Origin of the sequence: Longitalea luteola (genome assembly GCF_017356035.1) — a bacterium.
GTDB lineage: Bacteria > Bacteroidota > Bacteroidia > Chitinophagales > Chitinophagaceae > Niastella > Niastella luteola.
In genome coordinates, this window is the sequence record NZ_JAFIQX010000015.1 from 79,948 (window position 1) to 97,631 (window position 17,684).

The window sequence follows — 17,684 nt, forward strand, 5'->3', positions numbered from 1 at the left end:
CGCCAACAGCGCTTGCTGTTATGGTGTACAAGGCAACTATTTCTTTATCTGTTGTATAACTGCTTTTAACGCGTCAATTTCCGTCCTAAGTTGTTTCAATTCAAGATTCTCATCACTCAACCGTTTAATTTGCTTTTCCTGCTCAATCACATACAACGTCAACTCCTCTATCTTCTTCAACAACGTTGCCTGGTTATCACCGATGCTTATTCCATTCTTTTCCACTTCTGCTGCAGAGGGGACTTCGGGCAGGTGATTATGTTGTTTTATGTATTGTTCTACTTCGCTGAGGGGACGAAGACGATAATTACTATTAAAAACATAATCGGCCCATGGAAGTGCCTTCACGGTGACTTTCGTAAACAAGGCCGTGCCGGCAACAGCCAGCTTGTGTCCTTTTGTATCAGTTGTACCAATGCCCACAGCTGAATTAATAGCTACATCGCCTGACCCACCTATAGTTAGCACATCGGGCGCCATAATATGGAGATAATCAAAATACAGATCGCAAATACCCGGAACAAACTCCATTCCCCTTATTTCCAGATCGGACACATTTTGCGGAATGTGCACCGCCAGTGTAAACAACTTCCATTCATTACTTCTTTCAAACATGGAAGGAGTAATGGTGAGATAATTTAAAGCGCTCGTCCCTGCTTCATTGCTAAACACATCTAAACGGCATATCGGTGAAGAAGATACATTAGATGAGACTTTAAGCCTGAACTGGATCAGATAATAACCTGCTTTATAACTTGTGTAAGGCCCATAAAAGAAAGTAGCTGCCGGAGCGCTGCTCGAACGACGAAGCGCTTTTCCCTTATACGCACTTGCATCTGATACTATTTCAGTGCCGGCGGTTTCGCTTAGCTGATCTTCATCAAAAAAAATTCCGGACTGTGCAAATGAATGAAAGCAACAAAAAAGAACACTACTAATCAGGTAAATATATTTCATACAATTAAAAATTAATCAGGCAATTGATAAATGCCTCGTAAGAATGATAGTATCAGTTGTAAATATTTTCAGGATGATATCTTAATTTAAAAGTTATACCCCACCCTGAACTTCACCGGCTGCGTGCGTGGCACCTGCTGATAGCTCAAAAAATCCCACATCAATTGCAACCTGGTCTTCTTGAAGAACTTGCTTTTTATGGAGATGATCTTGCTAATGCCTACCAAACCGCTTTGTTGCCAGGAAGAAACCGCAGCCACGTCGGCAGAAGAAGCGGTTAAACTATCTGCTTTCAATGGCTGATAATTGTATTCAAAGCCACCGCTCGCAAAAAAGCTGCCTTTCAGTTTTACATCTACGTATGACCGCAGTCCCATTCCCTGGTGGGTAATGGCAATATGTTTAATATCCTGCCCCCACCCCATCTTGTAACTGGCGCCTACCCCAATCGTGCTTTTATCGGTGAGCTTATAACCTACCGACAAACCAAGATCTGTCGTGGTGGGAAAGAAATTGTTTTTCGCTGTTTGCAAATTGGTGCCATATTCCAGCCGTCGCCAGAAACTCTTTGTCTTTTGATTGTTGGGTTTGAAATCCGGCATCTCCATGTCACCGCCTCCACTGCCGCCCAGTTTATTTATTTTATCCTTCAACTGGTTAAGCTGGCCTTGCGCTGCTTGTAAATTCTGTTGCACATAGCCCCCTCCGGCTCCCCCTGAAGAGGGAGAGAAGGCCGCGGCACCAAATCTATCTAGTAATTGTTGCTGTACCTGGGAGCGCGTTTGCAAGCCGGCCAGGCTTTGCGGTGTACCATAGTTATCGGGCAGCCGGAACAGGCTGGCCAGCTCTCCGTGCTGTTTCATGAACTTCGTAAATGCGGGCAGCTTGTTCAGTAATGACAAACCTTTTTGAATGAGCTTGTCGGGATCATTCAGCATTTCTTTATATTCCTTTATTTGCGCACTGTAGTAATATGCCTGCGCTTTAAAATCATTGAAGTCTTTGGTAATGCCACCTGGCAGGTTGGTATATTTACTTAACGACTCCCTGATCTGCTGCTTGCGTTGCTGGATAAAGGTTTTCACCTGTTCGGCTTGCTGCAGTTTTCCCTGCAACTGATTCACCTGTGCGAGTGAACCGGTCAATTTCTCCTGCACCTCTTTGGATTGACCTAATATATTGTTGTTTTGTCCAAGGAACGATAAACTGGTTTTAACACTGTCCAGCATCGGAATATAACTGCCCGCCCTTCCTGACACTTTATCTCCCGCAGATCTAATTTTCGATATCAGCTGCGTATATTCTTTTTCACTGTTGGCAAATAATTGTTTGGCGCCGGCAGTATCTATTTTAGCCAGCTTGCGTTGCATTCGCTTCTCCCTGCTCAAAAGCTTCTGCAGGTATTTCTCCGTTTTTTCGGTAACCCGGTCTTCCAACGCATCGTACTTGTTTTCAATCTTTGAAAAGTAAGCGGAAGGAAAATGCAGAACACTGTCTGCAGTCGCATCCTGGGCCATGCCTGGTTTACAATAAAACATGCTCATCAGTATAACAAACAGGACAAGGCTATTCTTCATGTGTACAGTTCAGTTTAAAGCATTCACCGGCACGAGCCGTCAGAATACCTTTATATTCTGTTATCTTATTAGTATCAATGCAAGAATGAGTTGGGAGAACACGCTGATCGCGAGATAACCAGTTGGGATAGCTGATGACTTTTCATGTACAGGTAGATGTTTGGTTAGGGGTAACGCAAATGTATAACACGTGATGCATGGAAGAAAGAACTATTTGTCATATTTGATAAACGTGCAGTTTTGCCAATAGGCGTGCAGATTTCGGCAATAACCGTGCACTGTTCAAAACATCAACGTTACCTTTTTAGAAGAAATCGTAAAAGAATCACCTTCCCAGAAATCAATATAAAAAACACCCCCTCCATCGGGATGAAAGTCAAAAAGTTTACCGCTGATCTCAAATCTGCCCCGGTAAAACAGGTCAAGGGTATTACTATCTGCCGTACGCCTTAAGTTAACACTGAAGCTTGCAATCAGCGCATCTTCAAATTGCAGGAGCAGGACTTTTTTTCCTGAATCTTTCGTTATCGGTTGAAATAAAAAACCTACCGTTTTATTTGCTGATTGATAATCTATTCCTGTACAGGCATAATCGTTATGCAGATCAAAAAACGAATTTTCATAATCTATTGTAGTTAGATCCTGAAACAGTTCAGCATGGGTTAAGTCAATCATATCAGTTTGACTTTGGGGTTTGGGTGGTTTGGTTGGCTACTCCCCCTGAAAGTAAAACAGATAACGTATATAATAAAATATTATTCGTTTTATTTGATAACCGTGCAGTTTTTGCCAATGGGCGTGTAGATTTTGGCAATAAGTGTGTAAGTGGTTATTAGCAAATCCCGGGATCACCATTGAGTCCCGGGATTTGATTTACGCTGTGTTTAGAAATTTATTCTTTAACGATCCTTTTGATCTTCTTGTTATACGCATCGGTAATATAAAAGATCTGTTTACCATTATTATCCTTCGTGATCACAATGCCTTCGGGGCGCGTAATGACAACACCCTGGGCTGCTCCTTCTTCCGGTCCGCTGCCGGTATTATTTCCGGCGAAACTGGATTCCACACCTGCAGGTGTATATTTTTTGATCTTGCCCATGCCGCTGTAGGCCACATAAATGTTTTTATCATCGTCTATTGCCACATGCGTAGGCATGGTGTTTACACTCAGATCGCCTCCAATGGTAGTTACAGTTCCATCAGGCGTCATTTTACGTACTTTTCCACCGCCCTTCTCTGTAATGAACAAATTCCCGTCTTTATCAAAGGCCATACTCCCCGGTCCCGGTATCCCGGCCTGTAAGCCTTTGCCATCTATACTGGCCGACTGACCATTGCCGGCAATGGTGGTAACCATACCGGTAGCAAGATCTATTTTCCTGATCACATCGTTCGCATGGTCACCCACATACAAATGCGTTCCGGCGGCATCAATGGCCAGTCCGTATGGCGCACTGAAACGTGCATTAACGCCAATTCCGTCTGTTCGGCCATATTCGCCGGCTTTTCCCGCGATGGTGGTAACATCACCGGCCGGTGTTATTCTCCGGATCGTAAAGTTCATTTGATCGGCCACATACATATTGCCCGCAGCGTCGAGCACAATACTGGTAACTGTATTGAATCGGGCATTCTCTCCATTGGCATCTATACTGCCCCTGCCATTGGCCCCGGCAACGGTGCTCACTACTCCCTGTGGCGTGATCTTCCTGATCTTGTGCAGGTCGGTCACATACAGGTTGCCGCTCTTATCGATCGCCAAACCACCCGGCCATTGAAAACTGGCTGTAGCCACAGGTCCATCGGCGTTGCCATAGGCGCCGGTACCTGCGTAATTATGCACGGCCCATCCTATCAAATGAAATGCCTTTACTTTGGTGGCCACTTTATTATGGGCGATCACCGTAACATCATGATCACCCTGCAGTAAACCGGCAGGCAGGTCCACCACCAGTTGGGTCGTGCCAGCGGATCGGATAGTAGCTGCCAGGCCGCCAAAGTTCACCACGTTTAAATTCGCTGTACTGTTAAAGCCGGTGCCCGTAATGGTTACCTGGCCTGATTCCGCTGCATCCGGAGAAACGGTTGTAATAGTTACCGATGGATTGTTATCCGGATTGCCCGGATTATCCGGGTTGCCCGGCTCTCCGGGCGTTGGCGGCGTATTACCTGTCTTACTGCATGCCAATGCAAAGAGTATACAAATTATAAGTCCTGTCTGTCTTATCATGACTGTTCTATTATTTAAAAACAGCCAAAGTTATTCGGATACCAATTGCCGCTATCCGGAATCAGCTGAATTGTTTTTTTCAATGGTTGAAATGACATTTTTTAATGGCAGAATGGTGAATGGTCAACGGCGGTAACACCGTACGGCAAAAATGGCTGCAGGCACCTCTGCAGAAGGATGCTCCACTTCGATGATCAACCGGCTGGTACTCACCGGTTGTGGCAGTGTAATCCGGTTACGCGTCTGATAATTATCGCTCTTCGTTACAATGAGATTTCCGGCATCGTCTTTTATACGGTACCTCCTGATACAAAAAGGCATGGCGGTTTCCGGGTGTTGCATCAGCACCGATTCCATCGGATGATCGTAGTCGGTGTCGAAAAACAGATCAATACAACTGATCGTTTGCGGTTCCTGCCAGCTGAGGGTCAATTGCGGGGCTGCATCATTCCAGTCGGCCACCCAGGCATTGGGTGTGTTTACCGGCCGGTCGATGCCATTGCGGATATTCTTTGCTGAAAAGCAATGCAAACCTGCGGGGTATTTAAACGCGATATTATGTCCCTCCGGCCGCCGCTGCGGACACCAGAACTCAAAGGCGTCCATACCAATATCTTCGGGTGGTGTTTGTTTGCCGTAATTAGACACGGCTTTATTAATTGTATTAAATACTGATAAGATCCCCGTCACTCTTTTGCGCGTATAATGCAGCTCCACCAGGGGATTCTTCATAAAGGTGATAAATGCATAAGCGGGCGCATCCATCACCGCATTGAATGTTACCTGTAAACAATTACGCCCTGGTTGTATGGGCAAGGTGATGGTTTCAATCGTGGTATCAGGCGTGTGATTGCCTTCCCTGCTGCTGATGCGCAGTTCTACCTGTAAACTGGTTGCTTCGCCGGCCTGTGCATGAAATACAAATGGTTCTATTTTACCGGCAGCCAGGGGCACCATTTGCGCTACCGAGAGGGTCAACGGTTTCACAAAATTACTCTCTGGCAGTTCGGTGAGCACCAATTCGCTCGAAGCGGTTATGGTTGCCGCCTGCACAAGATCGCTGTTGTTTTTTAATACCAGGCCTGGTATATACTGACCCGACAGCAACAGCCGCTGCTGTAAGGCATGGATATGCTCATCTTTAGCAATATCGGCCGGCAGTACGTTGCGCTCTTTACAAAGCGCAGCTGCCAAACCTACGGCCTGCGTGGCATAGGCTGCGGTAGCCATTACGCGTGTTGAGCCAAAAGCTACATGCGAAGCGCTGATCAGGCGGCCACCGAGGAACAGGTTACTGATATTCCTGCTGTACAAACTGCGGTAAGGGATCTGGTAGATGCCTTTGCTATGCCATTGATTGCAACCCGGCTTTTCACTGAACACACCATCAGCCGGGTGCAGGTCGATCGACCAGCCGCCGAAGGCCACCGCATCGGCATGCGTGCGCTGCTCAACAATATCCTGCTGCCGCATCATATAATCGCCTTCAAAGCGACGGCTTTCCCGTTTGCCCGGAATTGTTCCTACCCATTCCAGGGTCAGATTAGCTGCTTCGGGAAAATTGCCCGAGTTTTTGATATAATCCCATACACCGTATATGACTTTCCACAGCTCCCATTTGATCTGCTCTGTATCGTGCACCGTATCTAACCGGCCTCCATACTCGATCCACCATAATTTACAACCGAATTCTTTTGCATTGAAAGTTTTAAAGCGCGGGATCTTTGTAATGTCTTTTAGCGCAAAAGCCGGTGGGATAAATTGAACCGGCCGGCCTGTGTCTTTACTATAGAAATACAGGGTATGGCCAAGCAATTCACCGTACTCTTTATTCGGTGCGAACTTTTCACCAAACTCGTCGCGGCTTTCGGCGCCCATCCGAAAGGCAGCGCCTGCCAGAAAGCCCACTACTCCATCGCCCGAAGCATCACAGAACAAAGGCGCCATCAAGGTATATTCGGTTTGATTCTGGCTGCAAAAAGCTTTAACAGCAGCAATCGTAGTTTCATTCTTTTTATCAACATGGTATACCGCCGTATTGAGCAGCAGGGTTATTTTCGACTCGGCGATTACCTTATCGAGCAGGATCATATCGAAGATCACGGGATTGCCTTCGGGATTGCGATAGGTGTTCTCCACCAGTATTTCATCTATCACTCCACCTTCGCGGGCCCAGCGGTTGTTGTTCCCCATATGTGAGGTAGCTCCCAGGATCCACAACCGCACTTCACTGCTGGCATTACCGCCCAATACCGGCCGGTCCTGCACCAGGATCACTGAACATCCTTCTCGGGCAGCGGTTATGGCGCAACATACGCCGGATAAACCTCCACCGGTTATCACCAGGTCGGCCTGTATCGTTTTATTTACAAAAGAGCGCTTGCCTGTACTGTTATCAACTTTCATCGTTATATCAATTATTATTTAGAATAAAGTTTCGGTTATTTAATTAGCGGGTTTTATTGCCTAATACTACTTTGTTGCTTTGCTGAACCTGACCATTTACAGTTACCAGCGATAACTGAAAGCTTACCGGTGTTTTGTGACCAACAGGCACCGTGAATTCAAACGGATAAGTGCTATCAACGATCTGTCGCTCTTTACCATCCTGGCCTGCGTAGGTGATCGACACCTGGCGGTACCTGTTATCATCGTCTTCCAGGTACACGTACAGGCGGCGATCGTATTCACCCAGTTGAAACAACAGCGCATGCGCATTGCCGGCATCGAGCTTTGTATAATCATTACAACGCTCAGTACCGGTGCCCAGTAATTTCTCCTGGAAATTTGATCTTATCTGCACCGGTGTAACAGCAATAGCAGTTATCCCATTGGCAGCTACCTGAACCGTGAAACTGCTGTCTTTCAACACCGGTTTTTGTTTATCTGTATAAGACGTGATCCGACTGTTACGCCCGGCGGTAACCCAGGCTGGATTCAACACTATGTTTGCCGTTACCGGCTGGTTACACTGGTTGGTGAATGCCAGCAACAACTGGCCGTCTTTACGGGCAGCTATATAATTCAACTCCGTATTATCGATCCGTAATAACCGGGCAGGCATCCACAACTGCACATCTTTCTGTTGGTAGAAACTGCCTTTTTGCATGCCGTACATCCTGTTCTGCAGGTACGCATACCCTTCCACATATTCGGAAGGGAAATCGATGCGGCCGCCGCTGCGCACATAAGCATCCGTTACCAGGTAATCGAGCAGCATGGATGCCATGGGCATGATATGATTGTAATGAAAAGAATTTACGCTTTGGTCGGTGTGGTCGTGCAGGGGAAAATCAACTTTTTCATAGGCAGTCGTTCTTTCGGTATTGATATGATAACCGGGGAAACTGCGGTAGCGGCCAATGGTGGCGGCTTTCGCCACATTCATGAGGAATGTATCGCGGGTATAATAGCCCAACCGTAATAGCCAGGGCGCATAGTTGGCCATAAAGATGCCGCGGTGACCGGTGGCTGTTCCCGAAGACTCAGGTGTTAACCCGATCTCTGATAAGCGCCATGCCGGCGCTTTCTCTTCGGGATAATACATTTGTTTGTGTCCTTTCGATCTCAGGTACCAGTACATGGGCGCTTTACCGCCTTTGTTCACCGTAATGAGGCTGTCGGGTATACGTGGACACATCCACGTAAACTGGCAATACTGGCGGCCGCCCTGCTGCGCAGCAGCCAGGTATTTGGGATCGCGTGTTATTTCATACAACTGCAGGAATTCGATCCACCGGCCGGTAAATGTGGGCCAGAAAAAGTAACTGCCCTGCAGGGGATCATTAAACGCTGTTTGTGTGGTATTGATCCGTTGTTGCAGGTATTTGTTGGCCCCGGCGATGGAAACCTGCAGAAAATTACTGTCACCAGTTGCTTTATACAACATCATGGCGTTGATCCAGTTCTTTCCCAACTCCTTGTCATCCAGGTTCCGCACCCTGGCGGTATTATATTCCTTTTGCGCTAATTGCAGGTAAAAATCATTCTTACGGCCAAAGACATTATACAATGCCACCAGTTCCGACAGCGGCGCTATTGGTCCTTTTAATTTACGTGAGGGGCTCTGGATCTTCTGAGTACTATCCAAACTGAACAGGAATTTCTCGCGCGACAGCATGAATTCCATTAATGGGTAAGCCCGTTTTTCGAATAGCACGGAATCATCCCGCACCAGCGCCAGCTCCAGCGGGTTCAGACTGGATACGTTCTTCACCGCTCCCGGCACATCGGTTGAATACGCACATCCCTTCAGGCTATCTATGAACCAGGCGTATTTCGACAATGCATAGTCAACAATATTATCCAATGCGGTATTGAGCGATGCAATATCATTCCGCCGGTAATTCCCAAAGCCAAACAGCTCCCGGGCGATCTTCTCGTAAGTACCGGAGATCGTACTCGCTTCCGTCACCAGGTACATGGAAAAATTAAACGTAGCACCTGCCGTCAATTGCGACAAATAACCACCCGGCAGGGGCGCATATATTTGTGGCTGCAATTGCTTTTTTTCATTCACCAGTGACACGCCGAACCGGCTGTTGTTCAATACCGGCAATGGCTGGAACGGAATTTCCTCCGGCGCCGCCAGTACCCCGATGGTATTGGCGCCATCGTACACCATGGTCGTTGGCAGGGTGGCCATAAAAGCCGGTGTGCAATAAGCCGCATCCGGGATACGCTTCTCCTGCCAGATCAGCGGCTGCCAGATGCTGGCAGCTTTATGGCTGTCAATAACAGGCGCGCCGGTATAACCGATACTGTAATATCCTTCCTGTAACGCCTGGAAACTATATTTTAACAATGGATATGGCTTTGTACTCGTGATCAGTTGCGCAGTCAATACAAACTTGTCGTTAGCGGGATAAGTAAAGAAAAGCGTATCGTGTTTTTGCTGCACTGATCTTGCCTGTAAGGGTATTCGTTCGCCGGCGTTGAAAATATTGGCCGTTCTCCAGTCGGCTTTTGTTCGAAGTATCCGGTCATCGAAACCATCCCCTGCCATGGAAGCGTTCACCTGTTTTTGTTTGAAATCGGCCCTGCTGCTATCGGTCACCTTCCAGGTAAGTACATTATAATTTACCTTTTTGATACCAGCGGGTTTTAATGCCATCGCGGGATCGGCAGCATTGTACAGCACCACAAAGGAAGGCAGGAATGTATAAGCATGCTGCGCATTCGTAATAACCAGTTTGTCGCCTTGCAGCTGCACTTTTTTCTGTGCTTTAGCCGGCGCCAGCCAACAGCAACCTAACATGATTGCGCAAAACTTACTCCTACTTTTTTTCATGACAACTAATCGTTTTTAATATGTATAACCAATCCACCGGCAGCCTGTAACGGGAACTGCTTTTGTTGGGTAGCTTGTAATAGCATGTCAACACTTTCAAAGCCCGTATCGCCCGCGGCATCTGTTACCACCCGCGCTTTCCACTTTTTCTTTTTGGGCAGAAAAGACGGCTGCAGCGTATATGTGATGGCGCTATCGGTTCCATTGATCACTGCTACATACCAATCCTTTCCCTTGCGCCGCGCGAATGCGGCCAGGGCGCCAATGCTGCTGCCGGGCAATACCCTGGTCTCATCCCAGGTAACAGGCAGGGTTCGTAATAAAGGAAGTATTGGTGCATAGATCGGATCGTGCAACAAAGTGCCTGGGTTTTCTGCCAGGCACTGGAAGGGTGAATTGAACAAATACAACAGGGCCAGCTGATGGGTATTCGTTGTTTGTGCCCGCTTTGTAAAGAACCCTGGTGTATAATCGCCATGGCCGCATAAAAAGCGCGTAAACGGCAAAGCCGCATTATGCCAGGCCGGTATTGGTTCATTCATGATGTTCAGTTCCATGCCCCGGATGCCTTCGCGTGACATTTCATTGGGATAGGTAACACTTTCTCCGGTTGGCGCCTGACAACCATGGAACACCACCATCAGTTTACGTTGCGCAGCGGCTTTTAACAAGCCAATTTCAAAATCGATGAGCGATCTGGCTTCACTGTTCATGAAGTCGGTCTTGAGCCCTACAGCGCCGGCCAACCGGATGCTGTCCAGAAAACGGTCGCGCTGTTGCGGATCGAGTATTTCTTTGGAATGTTTCCAAACCCATACGCCTACCTGTTTCTTCCTGGCATAATCGCAGAGCTGCTGCAACGTTTGCCATTTGTTTTTCCAAATGGTTTCCCAGCCATCATCTATCAGTGTATAGTCGAAGTGCAGGGCATTGGCAGCGTCGATGAATTGCTTTTCTTCTGCCGGATCCAGGTAATGTTCATTCCGCGTGATCCAGCTCCATACGGCTTTACCGGGTTTTATATATGCCTTATCGGCAAACAGTGCCCGGTCGGGCAATGGATTGAGATTTTCAATTACTGTATTATTTACCAGTTCGTTCAAACCGGTTGCATACAGGATCACCCGCCAGGGCGTGCGGCTTCCGGGTGAAACCGGGAACCCGGCAGCTGCTTCTGTAAAATTTACCTGCAGCGTATTATTGCCTACGGCTTTCAATCGCATGCCGCTGTAATCATGCAGCGCAGCTTCCGTCAACACCATGTATTTGTCGGAAGGCAATGTTATCACCAGTGGTTTGCCCTGTATGGGTCCCTGGCCTGACACCGCGGGCAGCTGGCTCACATCGGTTCGCATCCATAGCCCGGCGTAGGATTTGAGCTTCCAGTCGCTGTTCCTTTCAAAATACCATACGCCGGCATGCGCAGGCAGCGTGAAGCTTGTCAGCTCCTGCTGCACTTTTGTCGACGCAGGTATAACCGGCAAATACCGGAAGGCACAACCCTGGTCGAACAGGCGGAATTCGATGGTGTCGGTAATGTCGTTTTGCTGTACAGTGATGCAGTAACCGTTGTAATGGTTCACTGCCCTGCTGTTATTGAGCCGGGAAGAGCGGGTTTCGTTGACGGTGTACCTGCGGTGAAGGGCGAGGCGTTTGCCGTTCATGCCGATGGTGCGGGTTTGAAGCTGAATGCCGAGCGGCGCAGGCGACAAAAGCATTTTCGTACCGGCCTTTAGCGCATACATCAGTTTTCCATTGTTCAGCGATACCGTAACTGCCAATTGCCGGTTCGGACTTTGCAGCAACAAACTATCCGCAGCGAAAAGTACGGAACAAAGCAGGAGAAAACATATGGTAAGCAATAACCGCATGTATGAATCGTCAAATTTACCTTTGCAGGCAGCTTACCTGCAAAGGTTTTGTTATAAAATAATTCCGGGAATGTTCCCAATTTGTGGGAATGTTCCCACCACAGCTCCCTCTTTACTGACTCACGACATTCGTACTATTGGTGACATGAATATTCGATGTTAGCGTTCTTATCTCACCCGAGAACTGGTTGTTCAGGATAGTGCAGGCATTGGTCCTGTCGAGATAAATGCCATAATGCGCACCTGATAAAGGGAATGTGGTCATATCACTGGTAAAACTGTTGTTCAGCACTTTGCTCGAGGATGCGTTAAAAAGCGTTATACCATGTTGCGCCAGGTTTTTGATCGTATTGCCGGTGATGAACAGATTGGCATGATGACGGCCCGGCGCTATAGAATCCACGTAACTGTTGGCTGGTTTTACGATCTTATGGAACACGACCTGGATGGATCCGGCTTTCATGCCGAGATTATCAAATCCGCAATTTTGAATATCATTATCCTTTATCCAGGCATCGCGACTGTACAAACCATTCGTCCAGGATGCCGCTTCATTATAGAAAGCAACAGCGGGCGAAGAACAGCGGTAATACCGGTTGTTGCTCACCATACCTTTGGCCGAACGGATGATCGATCCCCGCCCTCGTATGGTGAAGAGGTTATCGTGGATCATGAATTTTTCATTGCGCAGGGTTACATTGAACAATTGCACATTCTGCTGCAGATCCGACAAGCCGATGTCGGTCATGGCGGCATAATCGGCAGCCGGTATGGCCGGCGAAAAATTGATCCGGTAATTACCACTACTAAAGATCACTGTATCTACCACATAAGCTGGCTCAGATACAAAGCCGGTTTTAGGAATATACAATTTGAACGTATGACCTTTTGCCAGGTTCATAAAGTCGGGCTTCACCGTTACACTGGTGGTGCTGTTCTTCGTCATTATGAACATGCCCTTGTTATACAGGGCTACGCCATCATCGGCATTGCCTACAAAAGAGCAGTTCTCTATCCATGGTCCGATCAGGTTGGCGCGGCAATGCACACCATCCGCATTGGCAGATACATACCGTGTGGTATCTTTCAAAGCAGACTGGCAGTTCAACACTTTCATTTCACTGCCTTCATAGGAATAATAACATCCGATCGGACTGGCGTAATTGATGATGCTGTCGCAGGTGATGTCAACGCAATTGTAGGTGCTGATGAATGAGCCCACATTGTCGCGGGCAACGATGGCCAGGATATCTCCAATAGCAAAATACTGGCCGGAGGTTGAGCCCGGATGCACAATATGGTACTGGTATGGATCTATATCAAACAAGGGCGTTACATCATCGGCGCTCAGGCCAAACACATTGCGCGGCACTTTCTTTAAACTGCCCCGGTTATTTGGATCGAGTAAAAAAGCCCATGACCAGTGATCCGTAAAAGATGGATTGTTAAAGATAGCAGGATAATAAGCATTGGTTTGTCCGGCCACCTGCCGCAGCCGTACCCGCACATCGAGTGTGGTGGGATTTGAATGGTTAACGTCAATAACGTCGAGCAACGCATGCGGCAGTGGATCCCAGTCGACTTTCAATTGCCGGATGGCTACGCGGCTTGAGTTACGCAGCTTCATAAAGCCCACATGCGGGTGATTGCGAATGATGATGTTGGCATTATTGCCTTCAATGATAAGATCGTTGACATTGGCCGTATCGATGGCGAATAGTCCGCTAAAACCCGTATCGAAAGTGTAAGTAGCGCTGGCCAATCTTAGAACAGCAGGGGTATTGCTGATGGCCTTGCGCAGGGTATCTTTAAATGCTTTCAGGGATGCGCCTGCAGGAATGGTATACACCCTTGGCGGCGCCGCGACGATATAGGTAAACCGCGATGACCAGGCGCTGCTATCGGTAGCGGTCGTATCGCGCGCCCGCACCCGCCAGTACACTTTACCTGCCGGTAAGATCTTAACCGGTACAAAGCGGGTGATGTATAGATCCTGGCGGCTGGTAAGGAGTTGGGTGAAGCCGGTATCAGTCGCCACCTGGATCTCATAACTGTAAGCACCTGCGACGGTTGACCAGGAGAAACCGGGATTGCGCACATAACCGGTGCTGCCATTGCCGGGAGCTAACAGTACCGGTTTATTCAATGCCTGTGTTTGCGAGGCAATGCCCACCTGCAGCAGGCAGAGCATGATAAGGAATGGTTTGTTTTTTTTCATTATGAAGCAATGTTTGATGGCTGCATTGAACATATATGTGCCAAACCTTCAAAGTGTGGCATACCCCGGTACGCATGTGACCCATGGTTATTTATTAAGACCTGTAAGGTGCATCACTTGCCGTTGTACTTTTAGTTATTCAAAATCGACCGTTACATTTTTTGTTTGTCCGCCCGCTTTTACCTGAACTGTACACTGCAACGGTTTTCCCGCCTCCAGCTTATAAAACGACCATTCATACGGATATTCGTTTTGCGTTACTGTTTTGTCCCCGCAGGAAACGGTAATGGCTGCATCCGGCAGGGGTGATGTTTCCAGGTAACCGTAGATCGAATCCCAACCAAAGGGTGACCTGATCCTGAACACATAACATTTGCCCCAGGGCAAACCAAGATCGATCACTTTCATGCCGTTCTCTACAGGCGTAATTGTCGCCTCGATATTTTTTTTGTTCAATGGGAAAGACAATGCGGCAAAACCCTTTGCTTCGAGAGCAACGTTGAGCTGCCTGTTGTTCAGCGCCGCCTGTCGCTTGCGGCCAGTGCTTCCATACAAACCGGCTGTTGACCTGTCGTTTACCGGTATGGCTGCGCCCAGTTGAACAGCTGCCTGCAGGGTCGTATCAGCTTCGTTCATTAACAGGATCCAGAACCGGTTGTCCGAAATGGCCGTTACGTAATTCACTTGCGGAGTATTGATGGTAACCAGTCCCTTCTTCATCCATAACCGTACGCCTGAATCATCATACACCGTGCCCTGGCCGCCACCGAAAATGCGATTGTTGAACCACACAAAACCATCCTGTTTGCCATGGGGAAAATGCACTTTCCCGTTCGAACGCTGGATGGCTTCGGTGATCACATAGTCCAGCGTAAATGCCAAATGAGGAGGAATATGATGATAGTAGATAGAACTTACATCGGGTCCTTTATATGGGAAATCAGGCTGCATGGTAATATCGGTAAAACCGGAAGCATAATAACCCGGATAATTGGTAAAGCGGCCGATCACGGCATTGCGCGCATACGTATGGAAGATGGTGCGATGCGTATGATCGAACAACCGGAGCAAATGAGGCGCCCAGCTGCTCATGAAAACAGGCCGCACCGTTTTGCCGGCATCGAAATAGGTAAAGGGTTGTTCAAAGCCCAATCCAACCGGTGATACGTCGGATTGCGGCAGCTTTTTTTCAGGCGCATCTCCTTTGGTACGTGGAAAACCCAGGCGGTATTTTTTGTCGCCCTTCCACCACATGGTGGTGTTACCTTCAAACTGCCCACCGGGATGGATCGTTTGGAGCGTATCTTTTACCAATGGGAAAGAGCGGATGCCCGCCAGCGTTTGAAAAGCGGATGTTTCAGCCGCTTTCAACCAATGCGGTTCTTTGGTTTCGTCGTACAGATCGATCAGGTCCCACCAATATGCATAAAAGGCCGCATTATAAAAAGGCATACGCGACAAAGGTTTGGTGAGTTTGCCGTATACCTGTGCTTTAATGTATGCATTGGCGCTTGCTTTGGCGGTGTTCAACCATTTCTCTTCTTTGGTCAGTCGCCAGGCAGCGAGTTGCTGCGTGTAATCGGGCACTTCTACCGAATATCCTCTGGCATTACGAATGGCGCCATCGGGTAAGGCGATCTCCTCGAGCCAGGGATTCGCTTCGCCCAGGAACTGGTACAGGCCTTCAAAATAGTTGGTGGTGAACTGGGAACCAAACGGACTTAACCGCAACGATCTGCTATCACTGTTGAAGGTGGTTCCCGATACCGCTTTTGCCCAGCGAAATCCACTGCGCGACAGGGTATATTCAATGGTTGGTAATGCGCGTTTAATATAGAAGTCCTCGTCGCGGCCCAACACAGCTGCTGATACCAGGGTCAGCGGCGATGATTGTACCACGGTTGGTACTACGGCCGGATTAGCCTCAATATCATAGAATCCTTTCAATGGAGCGCTCCAACCGGCAGCCGAATCATTTCTGATCAGATCGACCATATTGAATGCGGCTTCGGTCAACGAAGTTCCTTTTTGTGAGCGGTAATCTTTTACGGTGTAAATGCTGTCTGAAATATATTCGAGCGCATCATTCCAGTTACCGGTCGTAGCGCCTATGACAAATTCTTTTTGCACGGTGGCCCCTGCTTCCAGTTTCGAACCATCTAAGCCCAGTACCGGTGCAAAGGCTACCGGCTGCACCTGGTTCATCTCATTTTTAACGGCAAAACCCATGGGACTGCTGTAAGCACTTCCCCACTCGAGCGGAAAGTTTTGTGCAGCGCCGCTGGCAAAGCTCGTCCACAAACCCTGGGCAGTTTTGGTTTCCACAATGGCCAGCGGTTGCGGCATCATGCCGGAAGGAAGCAGTATGGGTTGAGGCGATAACCGCTGGTACTGGAACATGGGCGGCAATTGGATATTGGTAACACTGTCGGGCACACTACCCTGAAAAGCGGCGACACCCAGGCTGTAATACCCGTTGTGCACAGGTGTCAACTGAAGCGTTATTCCTATGTGCCTGTTGTTTGGTGCCAACCGCCATTTTCCTTTTACGATGCGCTTTCCTTCCACCGCGTATTCCACTTCAATGGTAGTATTATCTACCTGTTTGGCAGTTACCGGGATCGCCTGTTTCAAAACGCCGGCCATAAATGGGTTCATGGCGTTATCGGGTTCCAGTAAGCGATATTGTTTTCCCTGGTGGGTAAAATGCGTAAATCCGTGGGAGCCGTTCCAGGAAAGAAAGAAATTGCCAAAGCCGGGTTGCGGATTATCTGCCTGTATAACATATACTTTATGATCCTCGTGCAAGGGATCTATACTGAGCCAGCGGTTCTTTTGTTTGATCTCCGTTTTTACCGCCAGTCGTTGTTCACCGCCTTTTACCGGTACAAAACGCAGTCGTATGTAGTTATTGGAGATGGCAGCTACCGGTGCCGCTGCGAGGTCTACCGTTACCGCCGGCGCCAGCGTCGGATATTGTACTGCTGTCGCTTTTTGCGGAATGGGTTTGGCTTTATGTGCGGCCAGGGCAGTCAGGGCCTGGTTGTTTGGATCATCACCGGCCTGGGTGAGCAAGACTGCATCGCAACGGGCAAAATTGCCTCTGCTATCGATCAACCTGATCACCGCTTCGCCAGCGGGTAATTGCACCTGCCCAACTTTTTCCCAATAATACCCTTCTTTACCGTGTTTGCCTGATTCTTCCATGGTCTGTTCATTCACCTGCAACTGGCATAACCGGGTTCCCGGTCTGTTGCCGGCATAATCAGCTGAGCGTGTCCATACCGCATAATTTCCGGCCTGCCGGATGCTTACCACCGTGAGTGCGTCGGCTGCTTTGCTTTTGCCGCCGGCCATTACGCGTAATATCCGCTCGCCGGAAACGGCTTTGCCTGCATGCTCCACCACCCAGCCGCCTTTGAATTGAAAATCTTCCGCTTCCAGCAGGTAGGATTGTTGGGCCTTGCTGTGAATACAGATCAACAGCATTATCACGATGTAGGACCTTCGGATGAATAACATAGCACTATTTGTTTAG

The 17,684-nt window shown here is 48.3% G+C and carries 9 protein-coding genes; all 9 read right to left on the reverse strand.

Annotated features, from left to right (window positions below):
• Positions 1-36 precede the first annotated feature (36 nt).
• A complete protein-coding gene (locus tag JUB15_RS26200) occupies positions 37-957 on the reverse strand; it encodes a hypothetical protein (protein ID WP_207515625.1) in 921 nt (306 codons plus the stop codon).
• Between the two features lie 86 nt (positions 958-1,043).
• A complete protein-coding gene (locus JUB15_RS26205) occupies positions 1,044-2,534 on the reverse strand; it encodes a coiled-coil domain-containing protein (RefSeq protein ID WP_207515626.1) in 1,491 nt (496 codons plus the stop codon).
• A 282-nt stretch (positions 2,535-2,816) separates the two neighbouring features.
• A complete protein-coding gene (locus JUB15_RS26210) occupies positions 2,817-3,209 on the reverse strand; it encodes a hypothetical protein (protein ID WP_207515627.1) in 393 nt (130 codons plus the stop codon).
• A gap of 217 nt (positions 3,210-3,426) precedes the next feature.
• Positions 3,427-4,767 (reverse strand): NHL domain-containing protein, encoded by a 1,341-nt coding sequence (locus JUB15_RS26215; protein WP_207515628.1) that lies wholly within the window; start codon positions 4,765-4,767, stop codon positions 3,427-3,429.
• A 123-nt stretch (positions 4,768-4,890) separates the two neighbouring features.
• Complete coding sequence (locus JUB15_RS26220; protein ID WP_207515629.1) at positions 4,891-7,173, reverse strand: FAD-dependent oxidoreductase; 2,283 nt, start codon at positions 7,171-7,173, stop codon at positions 4,891-4,893.
• Between the two features lie 43 nt (positions 7,174-7,216).
• Positions 7,217-10,057 carry a hypothetical protein gene (locus JUB15_RS26225; protein WP_207515630.1) on the reverse strand — a complete coding sequence of 947 codons (2,841 nt, stop codon included), beginning with the start codon at positions 10,055-10,057 and terminating at the stop codon, positions 7,217-7,219.
• A 5-nt stretch (positions 10,058-10,062) separates the two neighbouring features.
• The gene (locus JUB15_RS26230; RefSeq protein WP_207515631.1) at positions 10,063-11,928 is read right to left on the reverse strand and encodes a glycoside hydrolase family 97 protein; all 1,866 of its coding nucleotides are present in this window, start codon (positions 11,926-11,928) and stop codon (positions 10,063-10,065) included.
• 112 nt (positions 11,929-12,040) lie between these two features.
• A complete protein-coding gene (locus JUB15_RS26235; protein ID WP_207515632.1) occupies positions 12,041-14,146 on the reverse strand; it encodes a right-handed parallel beta-helix repeat-containing protein in 2,106 nt (701 codons plus the stop codon).
• A 135-nt stretch (positions 14,147-14,281) separates the two neighbouring features.
• Complete coding sequence (locus JUB15_RS26240) at positions 14,282-17,668, reverse strand: hypothetical protein (protein ID WP_207515633.1); 3,387 nt, start codon at positions 17,666-17,668, stop codon at positions 14,282-14,284.
• Between the last annotated feature and the right edge of the window lie 16 nt (positions 17,669-17,684).